The organism is Streptomyces sp. NPDC001536, from assembly GCF_042894505.1.
Taxonomy (GTDB): Bacteria; Actinomycetota; Actinomycetes; order Streptomycetales; family Streptomycetaceae; genus Streptomyces.
The window spans coordinates 206,137-227,226 of sequence record NZ_JBIAVQ010000012.1 but is presented as its reverse complement, the minus strand read 5'-3'; the positions used below and the strand labels follow the sequence as shown (position 1 = coordinate 227,226).

Annotated in this window: 20 protein-coding genes and 1 pseudogene; 4 read left to right on the top strand and 17 right to left on the bottom strand. The window is 69.2% G+C overall.

Features of this window, described 5'->3' with window-relative positions:
- Genes mftD through mftA form a run of 4 tightly spaced genes read right to left on the bottom strand, consistent with a single transcriptional unit; the run spans position 1 to position 2,860 of the window.
- Positions 1-1,182, bottom strand: a complete 1,182-nt coding sequence (gene mftD, locus ACFY0U_RS30525; RefSeq protein ID WP_388641290.1) for a pre-mycofactocin synthase MftD — start codon at positions 1,180-1,182, stop codon at positions 1-3.
- Positions 1,183-1,207: 25 nt separating this feature from the next.
- Entirely contained in the window at positions 1,208-2,449 is a 1,242-nt protein-coding gene (gene mftC, locus ACFY0U_RS30520; protein WP_388641289.1) for a mycofactocin radical SAM maturase, read from the bottom strand.
- Entirely contained in the window at positions 2,446-2,721 is a 276-nt protein-coding gene (gene mftB, locus ACFY0U_RS30515) for a mycofactocin biosynthesis chaperone MftB (protein ID WP_388641287.1), read from the bottom strand. Before mftB ends, mftC begins: the two co-directional genes overlap by 4 nt.
- A 10-nt stretch (positions 2,722-2,731) precedes the next feature.
- The gene (gene mftA / locus ACFY0U_RS30510; RefSeq protein ID WP_388641286.1) at positions 2,732-2,860 is read right to left on the bottom strand and encodes a mycofactocin precursor MftA; all 129 of its coding nucleotides are present in this window, start codon (positions 2,858-2,860) and stop codon (positions 2,732-2,734) included.
- Positions 2,861-2,971: 111 nt separating this feature from the next.
- Between mftA and mftG the strand changes: the two genes are divergently transcribed.
- Positions 2,972-4,513, top strand: coding sequence for a mycofactocin system GMC family oxidoreductase MftG (gene mftG / locus ACFY0U_RS30505; protein WP_388641284.1), 1,542 nt, complete (start codon positions 2,972-2,974; stop codon positions 4,511-4,513).
- 428 nt (positions 4,514-4,941) lie between these two features.
- On the opposite strand, the gene ACFY0U_RS30500 is transcribed toward mftG, so the two are convergent.
- The 12 genes and pseudogenes from ACFY0U_RS30500 to ACFY0U_RS30445 form a co-directional block, all read right to left on the bottom strand.
- Positions 4,942-6,450 carry a DUF4246 domain-containing protein gene (locus ACFY0U_RS30500; protein ID WP_388641282.1) on the bottom strand — a complete coding sequence of 503 codons (1,509 nt, stop codon included), beginning with the start codon at positions 6,448-6,450 and terminating at the stop codon, positions 4,942-4,944.
- Between the two features lie 223 nt (positions 6,451-6,673).
- On the bottom strand, positions 6,674-7,081 hold the full coding sequence (locus ACFY0U_RS30495; protein WP_388641281.1) for a hypothetical protein: 408 nt from the start codon (positions 7,079-7,081) through the stop codon (positions 6,674-6,676).
- 196 nt (positions 7,082-7,277) lie between these two features.
- Positions 7,278-8,102 (bottom strand): IS5 family transposase, encoded by an 825-nt coding sequence (locus ACFY0U_RS30490; RefSeq protein ID WP_388641279.1) that lies wholly within the window; start codon positions 8,100-8,102, stop codon positions 7,278-7,280.
- Between the two features lie 219 nt (positions 8,103-8,321).
- Complete coding sequence (locus ACFY0U_RS30485) at positions 8,322-8,777, bottom strand: hypothetical protein (RefSeq protein ID WP_388641278.1); 456 nt, start codon at positions 8,775-8,777, stop codon at positions 8,322-8,324.
- A 149-nt stretch (positions 8,778-8,926) separates the two neighbouring features.
- Entirely contained in the window at positions 8,927-9,955 is a 1,029-nt protein-coding gene (locus ACFY0U_RS30480) for a nuclear transport factor 2 family protein (protein ID WP_388641475.1), read from the bottom strand.
- A 495-nt stretch (positions 9,956-10,450) separates the two neighbouring features.
- A pseudogene (locus ACFY0U_RS30475) lies at positions 10,451-10,798 on the bottom strand (sigma factor-like helix-turn-helix DNA-binding protein); the annotation flags it as partial.
- A gap of 56 nt (positions 10,799-10,854) precedes the next feature.
- Positions 10,855-12,459: an ATP-binding cassette domain-containing protein gene (locus ACFY0U_RS30470; RefSeq protein ID WP_388641277.1), complete on the bottom strand. Its 1,605-nt coding sequence runs from the start codon at positions 12,457-12,459 to the stop codon at positions 10,855-10,857.
- Positions 12,456-14,153 (bottom strand): ABC transporter ATP-binding protein/permease, encoded by a 1,698-nt coding sequence (locus tag ACFY0U_RS30465; RefSeq protein ID WP_388641275.1) that lies wholly within the window; start codon positions 14,151-14,153, stop codon positions 12,456-12,458. Before ACFY0U_RS30465 ends, ACFY0U_RS30470 begins: the two co-directional genes overlap by 4 nt.
- Positions 14,140-14,370: a hypothetical protein gene (locus ACFY0U_RS30460; protein WP_388641273.1), complete on the bottom strand. Its 231-nt coding sequence runs from the start codon at positions 14,368-14,370 to the stop codon at positions 14,140-14,142. Before ACFY0U_RS30460 ends, ACFY0U_RS30465 begins: the two co-directional genes overlap by 14 nt.
- A complete protein-coding gene (locus tag ACFY0U_RS30455; protein WP_388641272.1) occupies positions 14,367-15,368 on the bottom strand; it encodes a cytochrome d ubiquinol oxidase subunit II in 1,002 nt (333 codons plus the stop codon). The genes ACFY0U_RS30460 and ACFY0U_RS30455 overlap by 4 nt, the downstream gene beginning before the upstream one ends.
- A complete protein-coding gene (locus ACFY0U_RS30450) occupies positions 15,365-16,741 on the bottom strand; it encodes a cytochrome ubiquinol oxidase subunit I (protein ID WP_388641271.1) in 1,377 nt (458 codons plus the stop codon). Before ACFY0U_RS30450 ends, ACFY0U_RS30455 begins: the two co-directional genes overlap by 4 nt.
- Positions 16,742-16,777: 36 nt before the next feature.
- Positions 16,778-18,247: an MFS transporter gene (locus ACFY0U_RS30445; RefSeq protein WP_388641270.1), complete on the bottom strand. Its 1,470-nt coding sequence runs from the start codon at positions 18,245-18,247 to the stop codon at positions 16,778-16,780.
- A 97-nt stretch (positions 18,248-18,344) separates the two neighbouring features.
- Here ACFY0U_RS30445 and ACFY0U_RS30440 point away from each other — a divergent pair, with 97 nt between their 5' ends.
- The 3 genes from ACFY0U_RS30440 (at position 18,345) to ACFY0U_RS30430 (ending at position 19,596) form a co-directional block, all read left to right on the top strand.
- Positions 18,345-18,878, top strand: coding sequence for a MarR family winged helix-turn-helix transcriptional regulator (locus tag ACFY0U_RS30440; RefSeq protein WP_388641268.1), 534 nt, complete (start codon positions 18,345-18,347; stop codon positions 18,876-18,878).
- Between the two features lie 106 nt (positions 18,879-18,984).
- Positions 18,985-19,380 carry a luciferase family protein gene (locus ACFY0U_RS30435; protein ID WP_388641266.1) on the top strand — a complete coding sequence of 132 codons (396 nt, stop codon included), beginning with the start codon at positions 18,985-18,987 and terminating at the stop codon, positions 19,378-19,380.
- A 27-nt stretch (positions 19,381-19,407) separates the two neighbouring features.
- Positions 19,408-19,596, top strand: coding sequence for a three-helix bundle dimerization domain-containing protein (locus ACFY0U_RS30430; protein WP_388641264.1), 189 nt, complete (start codon positions 19,408-19,410; stop codon positions 19,594-19,596).
- Positions 19,597-19,625: 29 nt separating this feature from the next.
- On the opposite strand, the gene ACFY0U_RS30425 is transcribed toward ACFY0U_RS30430, so the two are convergent.
- A complete protein-coding gene (locus ACFY0U_RS30425) occupies positions 19,626-20,972 on the bottom strand; it encodes a hypothetical protein (RefSeq protein ID WP_388641262.1) in 1,347 nt (448 codons plus the stop codon).
- Positions 20,973-21,090 lie beyond the last annotated feature (118 nt).

The window sequence follows — 21,090 nt, the reverse complement described above, 5'->3', positions numbered from 1 at the left end:
TCAGGAGGCGCCGAGCGTCAGGGCGAAGCCGGGCGGGACGACCAGGTCGTCGGGTGAGAGTTCGTGAACCGATGCGCGGCCCAGGCCCAGCACTGCGGAGTCCAGGCCACCGCGCATGATGTCCAGCACGTTCTCCACGCCTGCCTGACCGTTGGCGGCGAGGCCCCACAGGTAAGCCCGGCCGATCAACACGGCCCGCGCGCCGAGGGCGAGTGCCTTCGCCACATCACCGCCACGGCGGATGCCGCCGTCGAGCAGGACCTCCACCTCGTCACCGACCGCTTCCGCGATCGAGGGAAGGATCCGGATGCTGGCCGGAGTCGTGTCCAGGTTGTTCCCGCCGTGGTTGGACACCGACAGCGCCGTGACACCCGCGTCCACGGCCCGCTTGGCGTCGTCCACCCGGCTCACGCCCTTCAGCAGGAAGGGGCCGCCCCACTCCTCGCGCAGCCACTTGACGTCGTCCCAGGTGGGTGGGGTGGTCTGCATCCACTCGTAGTAGGCGCCGAAGAAGGTCGGAGCCGAACCGCCGCCGGAAGGCCGCAGGTTGGGAGCCGTGAGGTCCGGGATCCCACCCGACTTGGCGAACTTCCACAGCCAGCGGGGCCTGGTGATGACGTCCGGGGCGAACCGCGCCATCGTTTTGAGGTCGACCTTCTCGGGGATGGCCGGGCTTCCCCAGTCTCGTCCGTTGGAGAAGGACCAGTCGAGCGTGACGATGAGTCCCTTGGCGCCGGCGGCCCTGGCCCGGTCCATGCGCTGCACCATGGTCTCGCGGGTGCCGCTCCAGTAGAGCTGGAAGAAGGTGTTCGGGTTGGCCTCGGCGACCTCTTCGACCGGCTTGCCGGCGAACGAGCTCAGGCCCATGATGACGCCCTTGTTGGCGGCGGCGCGGGCCACGGCCACCTCACCGTCCGGGTCCACCGCCTGGACTCCGGTCGGGGACATGACGACGGGCAGCGCCGTCTCCACGCCCATCACGGTCGTCGACAGGTCGCGCTGCGCGTGATGTCCTACGACCCTTGGGGCGAAGCCCAGTTCGGCGAAGGCGCCGATGTTGTCGTCGATGGTGCGACCGCGCTCGGAGCCCGCTACCAGGGCGCCGTAGACGGTGCTCGGGAGATGCTTCTTGGCTCGGCGCTGTGCCTCGGCGACCGTCTCGAACCAGGGGTTCCTGCCCATGTGTTCTGCTCCTTCTCTTCAGGGCCTACGTGAAGCGCAGTCCCGCGAGCGGGTGCTCCGCGCACTCGCTCACCGGAGGCCGTTCCAGGTCCTCGCGGCGGCGCACGAGCGTCAGGTCCACGGGCTTCTGACGCGCTGCCCGGGACGTGCGGTGGGAGTGATCCACGGCGGGCTTGGGCAGGTCTGTCCTTTCCTGCGGGCGGCGGGCGAGGAGTTCCTCGCCGTGGCCCTGTACGCACTCGGGGTCCGGGCCGTCCAGCGGCAGCCCGGTGAAGAACTTCGCGGCCATGCAGCCGCCCTTGCAGGTGTCGTAGAACGCGCAGGAGCCACAGGCTCCCCCGTTCTGCGGGGCGCGCAGCCGCTGGAAAAGCTCCGAGCCGCGCCACACTCCGGCGAAGCCGCTCGCCTCGCGGACGTTGCCCGCCAGGAACTCCTCGTGGATGGCGAACGGGCAGGCGTAGACGTCTCCGACCGGGTCGATCAGGCAGACGACCCGCCCCGCTCCGCACAGGTTGAGACCGGGGAGAGCCTCACCGTACGCGGAGAGATGGAAGAACGAGTCCCCGGTGAGCACGCTGTCCCCGTGCGCCACCAGCCAGTCGTACAGCTCCCGTTGCTGTGAAGGGAGCGGGTGCAGTTCGTCCCACACGTCGGCGCCGCGTCCGGAGGGGCGCAGCCGGGTCAGGCGCAGTTGGGCGCCGTAGCGGTCGGCGAGCGCCTTGAACTCGTCCAGTTGCGGGATGTTGTGGCGGGTGCACACCACGGAGAGCTTGGCGTTCTTCATCCCGGCCGTGGCGAGGTTCTCCATGGCCGTGAGGGCCGTGGCGTACGAACCGGCGCCGCGGACCGCGTCGTTGACCTCGGCGGTGGCGCCGTCGAGCGATATCTGGATGTCCACGTAGTCGTTGCGGGCCAGCCGTTCGGCGGCATCCGGGGTGATCCGGACGCCGTTGGTGGAGAACTTCACGCCGACGTAATGGCTCGTGGCGTAGTCCAGCAGCTCCCAGAAGTCGGCGCGGACCGTGGGCTCGCCGCCGCCGATGTTGACGTAGAAGACCTGCATGGCCTCCAGTTCGTCGATGACGGCCTTGGCCTCCTCGGTGCTCAGCTCACGTGAGTCGCGCCGGCCGGAGCTGGACAGGCAGTGGCTGCAGGAGAGGTTGCAGGCGTAGGTCAGTTCCCAGGTCAGGCAGATCGGGGCGTCCAGGCCGTACTCGAAGAGGTCGACCAGCCGCGAGGTGCCGGGGGCTTGTGGTGCTGTTGTCATGAGGTCCTCCCGACGACCATCGACGACTGGGCAAGGGCAGCCAAGGCCCGGCCGTAGCGCGGGAGCTCGGTCTCGCCGATGCCGGCGGCCAGGCAGGCGCTGCGCGCCGTGGGAGCGTCCGCGAGGAACTGGACGACCGTCAGCAGACGACGGTCCTTGAGGAACGACAGCTTGCGCGTGCCGAAGTGGTAGAGCAGCGCGCCGAACGGTTCCGGGCGCACCGAGACCTGCGGGTGCAGGTCCCAGGCGCGGTCGAGGTCCATCGTCGTCATGGCGGGCTGCCTAGTAGACGCCGCACATGCCGTCGATCGAGACCTCTTCGATCAGGTCGTCGGCCTCGATCAGCGGCTCGGGAGTCGTGGCCTCTTCGGCCGTGGTCTCGACGGTCTGGGTGGGGTGGAGCTCGGTCATGGGACCTCCTCGATGACATCCGGCGACTTCACCATCGCGGGCGCGGGACCCCCCGTTATGCTGTCCGGAGATTAATGGCACCAAGTGCCAAAATGGAAGGGGCTGGTGGCCATGGGTTTGCCGGTGAACCGCTCGGACGTGATCGTCGTGGGCGCCGGGGCCGCCGGAGCCGCTCTCGCGGCCCGTCTGAGCGAGGACCCCGAACGCACGGTGCTGCTGCTCGAAGCCGGGCCGGTCCCGCGCCAACAGTGCGATTTCGAAGCCGACTTGCTCGATGCCCGACTCGTCCCCGGCGCACAGCCCGGACATCCCGCGGTGCTGCCCTACGCCGTGCACCTCACCCCGGACCGGCCTTACAGCGCGCCAAGAGGCCGCTTCCTCGGCGGTTCCACCACCGTCAACGGCGGCTACTTCGTCCGTGCTCGACGCGAGGACTTCGACCGGTGGTCGGCCGTGGGTGGAGCCGCATGGTCATACGACAGCCTGCTGCCCCTGATGCGGCGGCTGGAGAACGATCTCGACCACGGCTCCGACGAGTTGCACGGCGGCACCGGACCGGTGCGGATCCGGCGTACGGATCTGAAGCACCCCGCCGCTGTGGCGTTCAGGGCCGCGGCCCGCGAACTCGGCTTTCCCGAGGAGGCTGACAAGAACGCCCAAGGCGCGCCGGGGTTCGGGCCGGTGCCGACCAACTCGGTCGACGGCCTGCGCATCAACACCGGCATCAGCTACCTGCTCGACGCACTCGACCGTCCCAACCTCACGGTGGAGGGCGGTTGTTCGGTCCGCAGAGTCATCGTCACCCGTGGTCGCGCCACTGGTGTCATCGTCCAGCGCGGCGGACAGCACATCGCGCTCGAAGCCGGTGAAGTCGTGCTCTGCGCGGGCGCGTTCGCCTCGCCCCATCTGCTGCACCTTTCCGGAATCGGGCCGCGTTCCGATCTCGGACGACTCGGTCTTCCCGTCGTCGCGGACCTCCCGGCCGTCGGAGCCGGCCTCAGCGACCATCCGCAGGTGGCCCTGGAATGGACGCCTCGGCAACCTCAGGAAGCGCCCTGGGACTCGTGGCTCGGCGGCGCCCTGCACCTGTCGTCGTCCGACGGCGCGTACGCGTCCGGCGACCTGGAGATCCTTCAATCGCTCGTCCCTCTCGCGGGGTTGGTCGGCGGCACGCCGACCGTGACCGGAGCGCCGCCGGCGTTCCTCGTATCCGACCTGTCACCGCGATCGAGCGGCCGGCTGGTCACGCACTCCGCCGATCCGGCAGTGCTCCCCCGGATCGAGTACGGCTATCTCCGTACGCCTGACGACAGGCGCCGACTGCGCGAAGTGATCCGTACGACCGCGGCTCTCCTGGACAGTCACGCCTTCGGCGAGATCGCGACCGGGCTGCTGGAGCCGGGCCCCGACGTACTGGACGACGACCACGAGTTGGACCGCTGGACGGCGGCCCGCCTCGGCACGTCCCAGCACACGTGCGGCACCGTGCCCATGGGGCCAGCCGTCGATCACTACGGCAGAGTGCGCGGTGTCACCGGACTGCGCGTGGCGGACGCCTCGATCCTGCCCACGGCCCCGCTGCGCGGACCGGCCGCGACCGCCGTCCTCGTCGGCGAGCTCGTGGCGCACGCCATGCGGAACGATCTGCCCTGAGGCCTTGTCACAACAGGTTGTTCACGAGCACTTCGACCATCGGCAGTGCGACCTGTGCGCATGCCGGCAGCCGTACCGCCGTGATCTCCGAGCCGGGACCGCCCGCCAGATCGGTGACGTACGTCCGTGCCGCACGTGCGGACAGACCCGAGCAACGCCTCGGCCCGGCTCGTCAGGGCACGATCGGCGTCCGCGAGAGGGATCGGCCGGGCCGGCTCCTTTTCCGGCCTCGGCCGGTCGGGCGCCCCGGCACCGCAGCCCACGGGCAGGGTGAGTACCGCCAGGCACGCGGAGGCGCTCGCCAGGAACCGGTGCGTCTTCTGGTTCGGCATGCCCTCTCCCGTCGCTCGGACGGGACGGCACCCGCCGGCCGGTGGATCCGGCCGCGGATGCCTCCGGCGACTACCTCTGGTTGATCCGCAGGTACCTCAGTGCTCGCAGAGGGAGAATTCTCGTTCGTAGAGCTGCTCATTGTGCTCGTCGACGAAGAACTTGCGTTCTTGCATGAGCTGCTCGCGGTACTCCTTGGCCTGTTCAAGTGTCATGGTCGAGGAGTCGGACCATGGTTGCTGCGGTGGCACATCGGATGTCGAGACGATCTTTTCTGACGGATCCACCAAGAAGAACGCGAGAATCTTGCGATGTCCCGGGCGGGTCGGGTCCGAGAGGCGGAATGAACCGACGCGGTGTTGCAGGATGTTCGGGAAGGCCAGGCAGCGGCCTGCCGGGGTCGACGCCGATCCGAGTACCTGATTCAGTGCGTCTTCGTCTTCCAGGCCGTACACCTCACGCAGACCGTTGTCGTCGTTCTGTTCGTAGTTCGGGTCGTCGAGTGCAGCGCGGAAACTCAGGTGACTTTCGGTGATGTTCTCGCTGTCCCAGTAGTAGATACCGGTCGAAACAATCCGCTCGTTCAGCATCCCCTCGACATGCCAGGATCCACCGGGGTATTCGGGCTTGTCCGGGGTGAGATGAATAGCGGCGATCTTGACGATGACCTGGAGAGAGCGGTTACGCAGGTCGACTCGGGTGGAACCGTCGGGTATCTCGGGCGGGGTGAAGGCGGGGGCATCCGGGACGACCGGACGGCGGTTTTCCCACCAGGCGTCCTGAGCTTCTTCCCATGCCCGGAGGGCTTCGGCGTACGCCTCATCATCGCTGTAGGAGGACTTGTCCGGGTACTCCGGCTCCGAGTCGTACCACCCGTACGGATCGGCCTCGATCCGCGGAGGTCGCGGATGACGCAGGTCGGTCAGCACGTTCTCCCAGAGCGGGCGGAAGCGAGCGAACAGGTCGGGTAGCACGGAGGCCAGTTCGCGATGCGTCTCGGGATGGACGTTGTTGACGTACGACCGGAAGGAGACAGCACCGTCGTCGCTGACGTCCACGTCCGTCGGCAGCCACTGGAACTTCTCCGAGAATTCGTACTTCGAGTAGCGGTCCGTCGGATTGCGCCAAGCCCGCTCGGGTGCACCGCTCCTCTCCCTCACCAAGCAGAACAGGGAGGGATGGACCACATCCAGTACGAGGCCGTCGGATCCGGGATGCCAGTCCTGTTCTGCTTCGGGGACCTGTTCCAGAACTCGCACCGCCTCGCGCAGCCGCAGTCCGAGTTTGTCGTCGATGAGGGTGTCCGACTGCCACACTCCGTCGACGGCGGACACCTCGATACCCGTTCCTACGTCTCGCAGCGCCGCGTAATACCGAAGTTCGGCCAGCACGTAGTGGACCTGTGCTTCGGTGAGACCCTGGGCGTTCGCCTCCTGCGTCCATCTGGCGACGATGTCGGCGTCGTTCATCTTGTCGAACCATCGTGGCTTCGCCCGAATCTGTGAGCTGCACTCCATCATCTGAAGTTCCCGCAGCGTTCGGGGTGTTGCGAACGCTATGGAACGGGAGGCGTGAAAAGGCAGCGGAAATGCGGACAGGTCAGTCAATTCTCTGAGTCTTCCCCGTAGTTGAGTGGTGGCCGGAAGGATACTCGAGGGGACTGACACGACAGAGATGGCCGCTCCTGCGTCAGTTGTCGCACTCTGCCCCAATAAGACGCCATTTCGTTTGGTGTGATCTTGCGGCAGTCTGGTGTGGTGACGACTGGGCTTGTGCAGCGGATGGTGCCGGACAGCTTGTGGGAGTTGTTCGAACGCCGGGCGGCTTCCGCTATTTGCGGCTGAGGGTTTGGTAGTCCCCGTTATCAGGATCTCCCACGCTGTGCCGCATTTCCGGATGCGCCTTCGAGCCGCCGAATTCCCACGGGTTGCCGTCGCAGACGCTGGTCCACAACTGCTTCGCTTCCTCGTCGTCGGGATACACCCACCACTCGCCGGTGCCGCTGCACTCCGACACCTTGTCGCCGTCGTTATTGAACTCGGCAAGGTTGGTTACGACGACGGTGCCGTCGTCCTTGAAGAGCAGGGTCCCGGTATCGCCCTCGGTCCAGGTGCCTACGATGTCGGCCCGAGCCAGTGTCTGTTGCTGCCAGATGCACCCCGTGGCCAGCGTCAACACCGCGACCGCCAAGACCACTCTACGCAACCCCGCAGTGACTCGCCCTCGTTCATCACGCATGACTCCCCCTTGCGTACGTCAAACCCTGGTTGCTTCGCACACCAGATCATCAAGCCCTCACGCTGCCACGAAAGTTGAACGTGTTCAACTCTGCTCGATGTGCACTGGCCGCTCCGCTCCACACCGCATTGAGCGGTGCACCTTGGTCGCTCGCCGTAAGTGAGCGTTTGATTCTCGGTTGTCTGTTTCATTTGGCTTAGGTGTCGCGCCAGTTGGTGGTGGTTTCGTGGGTGAGGCGGCGGGTCATGAGGTTGATGGCGGCGAGTTGGATCATGGCGGCCGATCGGTGGGGGTGGGTTTCGTAGTCGCGGGCGAGGCGGCGGTGGTGCATGAGCCAGCCGAGTGTGCGTTCGATGACCCAGCGGCGGGGCTGGACGCGGAAGCCTCGGGTGGTGGGGTCGCGTTGGACGATTTCGAGGTCGATGCCGAGGCGGGCGGCTTGTTCCACGGCCTTGGTTTTGTAGCCGTTGTCGGCCCAGGCTTTGGTGATGGTGGGGTGGCGGTCGCGGACTTGGGTCAGCAGCGGGGTGCCGGCGGCGGAGTCGTGGACGCTGGCGGCGGTGACGGCGACGGCCAGCAGGAGGCCGAGGGCGTCGGTGACGATGTGCCGCTTGCGTCCGATGATCTTCTTGGCCGGGTCGATGCCTTGGCCGGCCAGGTGGACGGTGGCGGAGGTTTTGATGCTCTGGCTGTCGATCAGGCAGGCGCTGGGCTCGCTGGTGTGGCCTTCGGCTTGGCGGACTTTGCCTCGTAGGAGGCCGGTGAGCTGGTCGAAGATGCCGTCGGCTTCCCAGTGGGCGAAGTAGCCGTAGACGCTCTGATGGGGCGGGAAGTCGTGGGGCAGGTAGCGCCAGGGGATGCCGGTGCGGTCGACGTAGAGGATGGCGTTCATCAGGGTGCGCAGGTCGTGGGTTGGCCTGCGGATGCCGTTGCGGGCCTGGCGCCAGGCTTCGAGGGTGGGGCGGATGAGTTCCCAGCGGGCGTCGGACAGGTCGCTGGGATAGGGCTTTGAGGGCTGCATGGTGCCTGGGTATGCGGCGACTGGCGGCCTGGGCAGGGCGTGTGCGGGGGTGTCGGTTGCACCAGGGTGTGCGGTCTCCTTTCCCTGTGAACCGGTGGATTTCTGAATGAGACAGGAGCTCTTGGGTGGAAACCGGCGCATGACTGGTCTACCGATTGCCGCAGAAGCCGCTTTTACGACGGATCGCCTGGGTCGCTGTTCATGTCTGGCCTCCGGAATTCACCATGAACCATCTGATATAGGAATCAAACGCTCACTAAGGACGAAAGTCATCGCGGCCCGGAGCAGGGCAGCCGCCGTCCCGCGTACGAACTGCCGGTGCTGGTCGTCCGTGAGGTACTCGACCGGGGACTTGCCGTCCACGCGCGCGAGCAGAACGAGGGCCGACCGGGGTTCCAGTCGCGCCTCGGTCAACGCACGGGAGGATCCCACGAGTTCGGCCCGCCGACCCGGCAGCACCGGGCTCTTGAGGGGCAGATGGTTGAGGCAGAAGGCGGGGTCGCCGTACCAGGCGCACGCGGCGTCCAGGAGCACGGGTCCCGCCGGGCCGACGAGGATGTTCTGGGGGCTGACGTCGCCATGCACCAGGGCCAGGTGGGTCATGGCGGTGCGTTCGGCGAGGCCCTGGAGGATGTCGTGCAGGGTACCGAGCAGCTCTCCGACGCACGCGGACACATCCCGGTGCCATGAGGACTCGGCCGCTCCGGCGCGGGCCGGCGGCGGCTCTCCGGCCGAGCGAGCGGCATGCGGTGCGCCCGCTCGGCCGGAGCGTCATCACGTGTGCGCGGTCGGCCCATGGACCGATCGCCGCACGGCCGTGACCTTCAGCGTTCGATCGCCTTCCGCGCCAGCAGGGTCAGCAGGGCGTCGTCGGCGTAGGCGCCGTTCCACACGGCGGTGAGACGCTCGATCCTGCCCCACGGGTCCAGTTCGATACCGGTGATGCCCCGGGGGACCGGGCCGCGGGCCGCGGTCCATTCGTACCCGCCTCCGACATCGTTGCCGAGGACGTGCCGTACGCCGGTGCCCGCGCCGACGTACGGCAGTGCCGAGCCGGCCTTCGTGAGGTACGCCTGGATGCTCGCCTTGCTGGTGATCTGGATGTGCGCCGGCACGTCCTCGAAGACGGCGTCGGACGAGAAGAGATCCATCGCCGCGGCGATGTCGTTCCTGCGCAGGGCGTCCGCGAGGCCGGTGACGACTCGGCGCATCAGCGGTGAGGCGGTCTCTCCGACCGTGGATTCCCGGAAGTCGGTCGGCCACTGGTTCGGCGGCTCCTGTTCCTTCTGCCAGTCGGCCACTCCGAACTGCCTGGCGTCCCAGTAGTCGACCCAGCGCTCGATCTTTCCCTGTCGGTCGAAGTTGACCGCGCCCGCGTTGCGCACCTGGCCGGGGCCGAACATGCCCGGCGTGTCGGTGAAGAAGAGGATCGCGCTCGTCGTGTCCCCGAGGATCCGGGTGGGATACGACTTACTGTCCTTCGGCCACTTGGGATAGAAGGTCGCCAGTGCGTCGTGCAGGTCCTGCCAGGTGTACCAGTGCCACCCGAGGATCGCGTCGATGTAGGTGGTGCGCCGGTGCGAGAAGTAGGACGACTGCCATGCGAGGTTGCGGTCGCTCTTCGCCTGGTAGTAGCCGCGGATGTGAGCGACGAGGGCGCTGGTGGCGTGGGAGGCGTCGGGGAGGACGTCGACCCCCTTGACGTACTGCGAGCCGCCGCGTGCCCGCGTGTCGGCCCAGGCTGCGGATGCGGGGAGCAGCGATATCGCGGCGGCGGCCGTCCCTCCGATGGCCGCGGTGTGCAGCAGTTGACGTCGTGTCGGATTTCCTGCGGATTCCGTTCCTTGGTTCATGTCAGACCTCGACTCGAGAAAGTATGACCTCATAACTATATCTCTATAATCATCATGCATCCATAACCATGCCCCGCTCTGACGGAGCGACAGCCCACAGGCGGACCGCAGGGGAAGCGATCGCGCCGCAAAGGACCGCGGACGCGTTCGAAGACGAAGCCGGAGCCGCTGGTGTAGGTGAACAGCGCGGCCGAGGCCAGCCGAGTACCAGGGCGCAGCCCACCCAGCACCACGACGAGCAGGAGTACTCCGGCGAGGCAGAGTGCGACGAAGACGGCCCGCCAGGGAGGCCACGGACAGGATCGCGCCGCCGATGACGGGGGCGGCGATGAGCGTACCGACGCCGGGGGCGAACGCGCAGGCCAGGGCCACGAGAGCGAATCCGGCGCAGCCGCCGAACAACAGTCCTCGCTGGCCGACGCTGTCGCTGACGGGCCCGATGACGACCTGACATGGCCGGGAAGCCGGATATGTACATGTCGATGGCCGGCGGGCCAGCAGCGCGCGCAACTGCCTGCGCCCCCGGTGCAGTCGGGACAGCACCGTGCCGACGGGGGTCCGCGTGATGTCTGCAATCTCCCGAACGGTGAAGCCCTCGACGTCGAAGAGGTACACGACGATCCGGAAGCCCCCGGGGATGGCCTGCAGTGCCGCTTCGACGTCCGCGTCGGGCACGTGGTCGAGCGCGTCGGATAACGAGGTGCAGGCCCTGACGTACGTCTCCTGGGCGAGGTCCTCGGCGTCGGTCAGGGAGCCGGTCATGCGCAGGGCTGCCGAATAGAGCCGGTCGAGATGCGTCAGGACCGGCTCGAAGCCGGCCCGGCGCTCCGCTGCGGCCGGGGTCATGTCCGGCCGCGCTCGGTAGGGGTCGGCGAGCACGTCGCGGGCTGGTGTTGTGGTCATGGCGTCTCCTGGGAGGTGCGGAATTGCGGTCCCGGGTGGTCGAGCGGCAGCCGCGTCATGTGTGGCGAGGCGTCGAGCCACTCCGGTACGGCGTGCAGGGCGAGGACGACGGTGGTGTCGGGCAGGCTCTGGAGGATGCCGAGGACGTGTCGGGCGGTCCGCTCGTCCAGGCCCGTGGTCGGTTCGTCGACGATCAGGACGTGGGGGTGGCGGGCCAGGGCCCGGCCCAGGTAGACCCGGCGCAGTTCCCCGCCCGAGAGCTGCCTGCCGCCGGGACCGACGGCCGTGGTGGCGGTCAGTCCGCTGTCGTTCAGCAGCAGTTCGGCGAGGCGTTCGTCGATCTCGTCGTCGGTCAGGGCGGGGTCGGCGAGACGCCAGTTGGATCCGAGGGTGCCGGTGAAGAGGTGGTCGTCGGGGGCGACGGCCACGACGGCGGGCCGGCCGTCACGGCCTTCGGCGCCTTGCCGCAGCGACGCGGTGAGGGCTCGGAGAAGGGTGCTCTTGCCGCTGCCGGAGCGGCCCGTGACGACGAGCATCGTGCCTCGGGGGACGGTCGCCCCGAGGACGCGCCCCGGCCGGAGGGCCATCGGCGGTAGGGCGTAGTCGGCGAAGCCGATGCCCCGCTCGGTGGACCAGGACCGTATCTCCGCAGCGGCGGGGGCGCTGGTGGTGAGCGGCGCGGTTGTCGTGAGCCGGTGGTGTGCGGCCTTCGCGGTGGCTCGGGCTTCGGCAGCGGCCGCCAGTTGCTCGGCCTGTGCCAGCACTCCGAGGGACAACAGGACGACGAACACATACGTGGGGACATCCGGTGCGCCCTCGGTGGCGACCGTGGCGATCAGGGTGGCTGTGCCGATCAGGCCGCCGCCAAGCTCGGTCAGGTGCCTGCGCCGGCCGGCCGTTGCCCGCGCGGTGGCGAGTCGGGTGAACCGCGCCGTCGTACGCGCCGCGAGCTGCTCGGCGGCGCCGAGCGATGCCAGCTCCGTCCAGGCGTCGACGGCGGTGACGAGTTCGGCGCGCAGTGCCTTGCGGGTGCGCTGCTCGGCTTCGCCGGCGGTGCCGGGCGCGCGGTGGGCGGTCACGGCCATGACGGCGACGCCGGCCGCGAGTACGGCTGCCGGCACGACGGACGTGGACGCCGCGACGGCAAGGACGGCGGCGACCGTCAGCACGGCGGTGACGACGACGGGGGTCGTGGACTCGATCAACGCCATCCCGGCGCTGTCGGTGTCGGCCATGCCACGGTCGAGCAGTTCACCCGACCACAGACGGTCCTCCTGTCCCCGCTCGCCGACCGCTGCCCGGTCGAAGAGACCTGAGCGTGCGGCCGCGATCCGACGCAGGGCTGCCGCGTGCAGCACCAGGCGCCTGGAGTAGTTCCCGGCGACGCGGGTCATGGCGAAGGCACGCACACCCCCGCTGGGAGCGACGTAGGAGAAGGAGCTGAACGTGGCCGCCCCGGCGACGGCGCAGGCGCTGATGAACCAGCCCGACAGGCCGACCAGTGCGGCGGAGGACAGTTCGGCGACGACCGCGAGCACCAGCCCGCCGGCCGCGAGGGAACTCCCCCGCCGGGCACGGTCGTTCGGGCGACGACCGCTCATCGCGCGGTCACCGGCGTCGCGTCGTGCAGAACGCCGTCGTCGATCGTGAGCACCGAGTCGGCCGCGGCGGCCAGTGGGAAGGAGTGGGTGGCGATGACGACGGTGCAGCCGTCGGTGGCTGTCCGCAGGGCCTCGACGACCTCGCGTTCGCTGTCCGCGTCGAGGTGGGCGGTCGGCTCGTCGAGCAGCCAGAGCCGGGCTCCACGCAGAAAGGCGCGGGCGATGGCGATCCGGCGGGCCTCGCCCGTCGACACACCCCAACCCCCTTCACCGAGACGGGTGTTGAGCCCCTCGGGCAGACGCTCGATCACGGCGCTCAGTCCGGCGGCATCGACGGCTCGCCGGATCTCCCGCTCGGTGGCGGCCGGGCGGCCGAGGCGGATGTTGTCGCGGACGGTCGCGTCGAGCAGCACGGTCTGCTGTCCCACCCAGGCGCAGCCGCCGAGGGCCGGAGCGTGCCGTGCGGACGGGGTCTGCCACCGGACCTGTCCGGCCGACGGTCGACGCAGGCCGGCGATCAGCGACAGCAGGGTGCTCTTCCCGGAACCGGAGGCACCCGTGACCGCGGTCCAGGTGCCCGGTGCGAGCTCGGCGTCGGCATGGAGGGTGTCGCGGTCGGCGCCGCCGTAGCGGAACCGGACCGCTGTCAGCGACACACCGACCGGCTCGGTCAGCTGCGGCCCGGCTGTTCGGATCGCTGCGGCGGGGGTGTCCTCGACGACGGCCCGGATGGCGCCGGCCGCCATCACGGCACGTTCCCGCTGATGGAAGGCGGAGGCCCTGGCGCGCATCGGGGCGAAGTACATCGGACACACCAGCAGCACCAGCAGTCCGGTGAACAGGTCGAGGTGTGGCGCGTGCGGCACCTGTACATAGCCGAGCAGCGACAGGCCGATGTAGGTGGCGTTGACCGCGATGGAGAACGTGATGACGAGGTCCATGATCATCCCGGACAGGAAGGCCCGGCGCAGCACACTCATCGTCGCCTTGTTCAGCCGCTCGGCGGCCGTGGTCAGGGTGCGGCCGCGGCGGCCGACCGCGCCGAGTTCGCGCAGGGTCCGCAGGCCGCGGAAACTGTCGAGGACGACGGCGTTCAGGTGCCGGGTCGCGGCCAGTTGGCGGTCGGCGCCGTGCTGGGCGAACAGTCCCGCCAGGCGCATGTTCAGGGGCAGCAGCGCGGTGGTCAGGGCGAGCACGATGGCAGCCGGCCAGTGCACGGTGGCGGTGACCGCCAGGACGGCGATCATCGACAGCGGTGCCGACCGGCTCAGGGGCGCGGTCCGCGCGTGGAAGTCGGCGACGTCGTCGGCCAGATCGACCATCGCCCACGCGGCCTCGGCCGGACCGGTCTCGCCGATCCGTCCGGCGGTCGGCAGCAGAGCCGCCGTCAACCGCTGCCGCAGACCGGTCGCGACGGCACGCGCGCCCCGCGTCGCGAGCGTGCCCGCCGTCCAGCCGGCGCCCACCGCGAGCGCGCTCGTGACGGCGAAGGCCACCAGTGCCCATCTCTCGTGCGCCGCGGCCCGGTCCATCACCGCCTGGGCCGTCCAGGCGAGGGTGCCCCAGCGGGCGATCGTGAAGAGTGTCTCCAGCGTCTGGAGGGCACTCGCCAGACCGAACGAGTGCCGCCCCGGCGCGGCGCACTCGGCCAGCCAGGCGTCGTCGCCCTTCCCGTGCGTCTCATTCGTCGTCATGAGGGCGCCGTTCGTCGACGATCCACGCGATGCCACCGGTCAGGGCGATGGCGATCATGCCCAGGGTGGTCAGCAGCTGCGAGTGGATCTGCCGGTAGCCACCGAACATCCCCTGGCAGACGACGTAGGCGAGCAGCCCCAGCACGGTCCAGACGGCTGCGGCGAGCAGCCGCAGCACGACACGGACCGGCATGGGCAGTGAGTTCCGGTTGGTCATGAGCGTGCTCCTGCGGTGTCGGGCTTTCCGGCCAAGGCCCGGTGGGCGAACACGTTGTAGGCCAGCACCAGCGGCATGTTCAGACCGATGCCGACGAGGATGAAGACCATCGTGGGGTGCGGGCCGGCCGTACCGTCGACGGTGAGGTGCGGCGGCAGGAGCACCGGGAAGCGGGCCACGGCCAGGGCGAGGAACACCGACACGGTCGCGACGACGAGTCCGCCGAGAGGCAGGCTGTCCGCCGCCCCCGTCCGCCGCTTCCACGGGAAGGTGACGAGTGAGGTGGCCCCTCCCCCGGCGGCGAACAGCAGCAGGACGGCGAAGGCGAAGACACGCCCCGGACTGTCCAGGTTCAGCGGCGCCGCGGTGGTGTCGACGGTGACGAGAACGAGGACCAGCAGCACTCCCCCGAGCCCCGTGGCGACCGCGCCCCGCCTGCCCGCCGACTCCCGCAGGAGCCCGGAGGACTTGTGCTTGGTGTACGCGTAGCCGAGAGCCGTGTACGCGGCCGTGACGGTGAGCCCCGACAGCACGCAGAACCAGCTGAAGGCCCCGAAGGCCGGGTCGGTGGAGACATCGCCCCGCAGCTGTACAGCCGAGGTCAGGGTCCCCAGGGCGAAGCCCTGCGCGAACGCGGCCAGCGACGACGCCACGCCGAAGGCGGCCGTCCAGCGGGGTGCCGGCGGCGCCTGGGACGCCATCTCGACACTCACGCCGCGCACGATCAGGGAGAACAGCATCACGGTCAGCGGCAGGTATGCGTGCGGCAGCAGCGTGCCGAAGGCGAGCGGGAAACCTGCCCAGAGCGCGACGCCGAGCAGGATGAGCCAGGTCTCGTTGCCGTCCCAGCCCACCGCGACGGACTCCAGCATGTGCCGCCGGTGTGCGGGGTCGCGTTCGAAGAGGGTGGCGACGCCGATGCCGAGGTCGTAGCCGTCCAGTACGACGTACATCAGGAGGCAGAGGAGTACGGTCGCCGACCAGAGGGTGGTGGTCATCGGGCCGCCACCTCCCTCGGGGCCGGCGCAATGGGAGCGACCCGTGGTGGCGGTTCCCGGCGGGGGTCGTCGCGTTCCGGACCGATGCGCATCGTGCGGACGATGTAAGCGACGTAGGCCACGAGCATGATCAGGTAGAGCGCGGAGAAGCCGAACACCGAGAACAGGACTTCGCCGGGGGCCAGGTGGGACACCGCGGCCGAGGTGCGGAGCTGCCCGAACACGATCCACGGCTGCCGGCCCGCCTCGGCGGTGACCCACCCGCCGAGGATGGCCAGGATCCCCACCGGTGTCGTCCACAGGACGAACCGGTGGAACCGGCGCGCGGTCCACAGCCGGTTGCGCATGCGCAGAACCGTGGCGGCGAACGCGGTGCCGAACATCAGCACGGCCGCCAGGAACATGACGCGGAAGCCCCAGAAGGTCGCGGCCATGTCGGGCCGGTCGGCGGCCGGGGTGAGCTTCAGGCCGGGCATGGCCGTCTTGCAGCTGAGGTCCTTGGCGATGTAACTGCCGAGGCAGGGTATGTCGAGTTCGGCGATGTTCCGCGCGGCTTGCTGGTCCGGGACGGAGAACAGCACGAAGCCGGTGTCACCGTTGTCCCAGTTGCCCTCGATCGCCTCCAACTTCGAGAGCTGATACGGCAGTTCATGCCCGGCGACACTGTCGCCGAGGTAGAGCTGAACAGGCATCAGCAGCGCGGCGATCCCGAGCGCGACCGACATCGAACGGCGGGCGAACCCCTTCGCGCGCCCCTTGACCAGGTACCAGGCCGAGATCCCGGCCACGAAGAAGCTCGCCGAGATCAGCACGGCGGCCAGCATGTGCGGCCAGCGCCAGATGAACGACGGGTTGAAGATGACCCGCATCCAGTCCGTGGGCTCGAACTGCCCGTGGACAACCTTGAATCCGGCGGGCGTCTGCATCCACGAGTTCGCCGCGATGATCCACGTGGACGACAGGACGGTGCCGATCGCCACCATGACGGTGGACAGGAACATGGTGCCCTCGCGGACGCGGCCGTCCCCGTAGAGCAGGACACCGATGAAGCCGGCCTCGACGAAGAAGGCGGTCACGACCTCCATGCCGATGATCGGCCCGATGACGGGGCCCGTCTTCGCGCCGTACACGCCCCAGTTGAGGCCCATCTGGAAGGTGATGACGGCGCCGGCGACCACGCCGATGGCGAAGCCGACGGCGAAGATGCGCCGCCAGAAACGGAACATCTGCAGGTAGACCGCCCTGCCGGTGCGCCAGTACAGGCCGTAGACGACCGACAGGAAGATCGAGAGTCCGACGGTGATCGCCGGGAAGGTCATGTGGAACATGACGGTGATGGCGAACTGCCATCGCGACAAGCCGAGAAGACTCATCACTGCTCCCTTACGAGAGGTTCGAGAGCGGACGGTTCAGGCATCGACGGCCGGTGTGGACGCGGCCGGGGCGAAGCGCGGCAGGGCGGCGGCGCCGATCGCGAGGAGGGCGACGATGCCCATGTGCACGTACTCGACTCCCGCGAAGGCGTGCGCGACGCCGTGCGGTGCGAGGCTGATGTAGAGGGTGCCGAGCGTGGCCACGCCGAGGGCGAGTCCGCTCTGCTGGAGAGTGATCAGCGCGCCGCTGCCGATGCCTCCGAGGTGGGCGGGGACGTCGGCCAGGACGCTGCGGAACAGGCCGGCGAACAGTATCGACTGCCCGGCCCCGGCCAGGGCGAGCGGCAGAGCCATGGCCCACAGGCTGACGTGCGGCCACTTCACGAGCAGGACCGCCACCAGGGAGACCAGTCCGGCGAGTTGGACGACGGCCCCGGTGGACAGGGCCGCCCTGCCGAAGCGGGTGAGGAGGCGGGGTGCGAGCAGGGAGCCCGCGAAGAAGAGCAGGGCCATCGGCAGGATCGCCAGACCGCCGTGCAGGGCGTCGGCGTGCAGGCCGTTCTGGATGGTGAGCGCGAAGACGAACATGAACGCGCCGAAGCCGATACTGAAGGCGAACACCATGACCAGGCCGCGGGACATCGACGGCAGGCGCAGCAGCGACGGCGGCAGCAGCGGGACCTCGCCGCGCCGCTCGGCGCGCTTCTCCACGGCGTAGGTGGCGACACCGAGCACGACCGCGGCGGCGAGCAGCAGCCAGGTCCACCACGGCCAGCCCAGGGAGTGGCCCTCCGTGAGGGGGACGAGCAGGGCGGTCAGGGTGGCGGCGAACAGCACGGTGCCGGGCAGGTCGATGCCGACGGGGTGGTGCGAGCGGGTGTCGGGCACGATCCGGGCCGCGACGATCAGGACGATCACGCCGATCGGCACGTTGACCAGGAAGATCGGCCGCCACGAGGTGCCGGCGATGTCGGCGCTGACCAGCACACCGCCCACCAGCTGACCGACGACGGCGGCGATGCCGGAGGTGGCCCCGTACAGGGCCACGGCACGGGCCTTGCGCTCCCCTTCGAGGACCTGGTGGAAGGTCGCCAGGGTCTGGGGGATGAGCAGGGCGGCGGTGGCGCCCTGGACTGTTCGTGCACCGATCAGTGCACCCACGTTCGGGGCGATGCCGCAGGCCAGCGAGGCCAGGACGAAGCCGACGAGGGCGCCGAGGAAGACCCGGCGACGGCCGTAGCGGTCGCCCAGCCGGCCGCCGAGGACGAGCAGGGTCGCGTACGCCACTCCGTACCCGGCGATCACCAACTCCAGTGCGGATGCCGAGGCGTGCAGGGAGGCGTCGATGCTGGGCAGGGCGACGTTGGTGATGAAGAAGTCCATGATCGGCAGGAACGCGCCCGCCAGCAGGATGAACACTCCGGCCGGGTGCAGCCCGCCCCCGCGCGCCACGGCGTGGGGCGACAGCGTGCTCGCGCCGGCCTGTGAGGAGGTTGTTGTCGTCACGACGACTCCAGAAGAGGGATGTTATGTACTCATAACTATGAGCACATAATGAGTATGCGCCTATAACCAACTGGCGGCAAGCCCGTAACCTGGAGCCGTGACAGAGGACCGACCGCAGCAGACAGACCCGACAGCAGGGCCGGACCACGAGCAACGGTGGGCCGAACTGGCCGACCTCGTGCTGATCATCAGCAGGGAGATCCAGTTCCGCCGCTACACCGACGAGCGAGCGGTCCACCTGTCGCAGTCCGAGGGCATGGTGATGCGCTACCTCAAGAGCGACCCCGCGGCGCCGCCCAGCCGCATCGCGGACGCGACCGGCCTGCAGCGCACCAACCTGTCCACCGTCCTGCGCGGGCTCGAACAAAAGGGGTTCATCGAGCGGCGCGCCCAGTCGGACGACGGTCGCGGGGTGACGGTCCACTCCACCGAGCGCGGCCGCAGCAACACCACCCTCGTACGACGGGAATGGGCCACGACCGTCTCCGAAGCCGCCCACCACGACACCGAACACCTCGACGCCGCGCTCGCCCTTCTCAGGGCCGTGGAAAACGGACTCGCCAGGACCCGACCGCAGACCCGGACCGCACGTCTCGCGACGGAAACCGAGCGGGCGGCCACAGCCGAGTAAGGGCCGGCGCAAGACCGGGTCCGCATGCGGACGTTCACGCGCTGCGCACCGGTTACGAACCCCTCACATCCTGGTGTCCAAGGGGTGAGGGGGGCATGATGAGCGCATGACGTTGGCCGCACACGCCTTCACACAGCTGGCGACCTGGCCCGACCTGACCGAGACGGAGCCGAGCTGCGGCATCGGCCGGGCACTGCGCTCACCTCATGGCGAGATCGCCCATTTCCACTCCGACGACGATGTCGACCTGTACCTCACGGCCCGCGCCGTCAAGAGGTTCGAGGAACACCTCACGACCGCGGCCGCCGTCCGGCTGGTGCCCGGCTCGCACTGGGTGACGCTGCGCCTCGACGTCACCGGGGACGTCCATCTGCTCATGACCCTGGTCAGTCTCGCCCTCCAGGCCCACCAGGCATGGCCGGTTCCCGACGATGTGCCGCGAGCGCAGTGCAATGATCACCGCAACGCGGTACGGCCGCGCGAGCGTCTCGGCGGAGCCTGAGACGCGCCCTTCCAGACAGGTGGAGCCGTGGCCGACAAGGCACGCGAGAACGAGGCCATCCGCGGGATGGTGGGACGCCTGACGGACGATTTCAGCGCGACACACAACCCGGCCGAGGTCGAGTCGGCCGTAGCCGAGGCCCTCGCGTCTTTCACGGACCGGCCCGTGCGCGATTTCGTACCCGTACTGGTCGAACGCAGGCACGGACGTTGCTGACCAGGACCTCCGACTGACGCGGGACGGAGCTAGGAGCCGCTCAGTCCCGCGATGCGTTGGGTGAACGCGGGCGCGAGGCGCTGTATCTCCGCTGTGTCCTTGCCATCGGCGGCCGCTCGGAGCTTTCCGAGGTCTGCGTCCACCGTCTCGGCGTCCTGGACCTCGTGGCGCACTCGCTCCCACACGATTTCCAGGCCGGTGACGTCGCCCGCCACCGCCCCCTCGTTCCCGGCTTTCGCGTCGACCGTCAACTGGCGTGTCCAGAGGGCGAGTCGGTCCAGATCGACCGTGGGCACGGGCTCGTAGCGGAGCCGTAGGTCCGTCACGTTCTGGGCGACGCGCAGCGCGGGGCCCTGCGCCCGCTCACGGTTCCCGGCGTTCTCCAGAGCGACGAGGTCACGCTCCATCTGCCGCTCCAGCAGGTCCGGTACGGCGTCGGAGGCGCGGTACGCGTCCCACGCGGAGCGGACCTCGCGCACGGTGGCGGCCCTCGGAGACTGGTGGGCGCCGACGACCGCGCGATCCAAGGCAGCCAGGCGGGCCGGCACCGGGCCCGGCTTCACGTCGGTGGGCACCGCGAGCGACACCGCCTCCAGGTCGCCGCCCTTCGTACCGGTCGAGAACTCCCCGTACCCCGGGGCGAACACCTTCTCCTCGGTGGAGCCGTCCATGTGCAGCTCGCGGACGGTCATCGCGCCCTCGACCCTGCCGTAGGGCCCGTCGACCGTCTGGTCCACGGCCTGGACGGTCACCTCCTCGAAGACGATCTCCGGGAGGTTCTCGGGGCGGTAGACGTCGCCCTTCCTCGGGTCCGCCGGCATGATCATCGCAGCCGGTGCGTGGTCGCGGCCCGCCTGCCAGGTGCCCTCGGTGTCGGCGACGACGCCGTTGTCGTAGTTGAAGACGTCCTCGCCGAGGTACCAGACGGATCCGTCGTCGGACTGTGCGTACCAGTCGAGGGCGACCTCGTGGATCCGGCCGTCGGAGAAGGCGGCGTACTGGCTGATACGGGCCTCGACCGGCTGGCCGTCCACTTCGATGGTCTTCGTACCGGGCAGCAGGCTGACCTCGGTGCGGAAGGGTTTGCCGTCCACCTGCCCGCCCATGATGATCTGTGTGACCTCACTGGTGGGGTGCAGCGGGTTGGTGATCCGCGTCGGATGGGCGAAGCGCGGCTCCGTGACGTCGACCCGGTCCTTCGCGGGCGCCGTAGGCAGGCAGGAGGAGCCGGCTCTGCCCGTCTTCTCGTCGATGACGCGCACGCAGGCGCTCGGCTCGGCACGGTCGGCCGGACCACCCCCGGAACACGCGCCGGCCAGCAGCGCGGCGGCGGTCACGGGGGCTCCGGTCAGCAGGATGCGGCGGTGAGTGTTCATGGCTGCCCCCTTCGGGCGTATGGCCTGCCCTCACGGTCCCGCGCCCGCGCTGAACAGACGCTGAACGCACCTGAACGCGCTGTCAGCCGGGAGTGGGAGACGGAGCCGCCGCGCACTG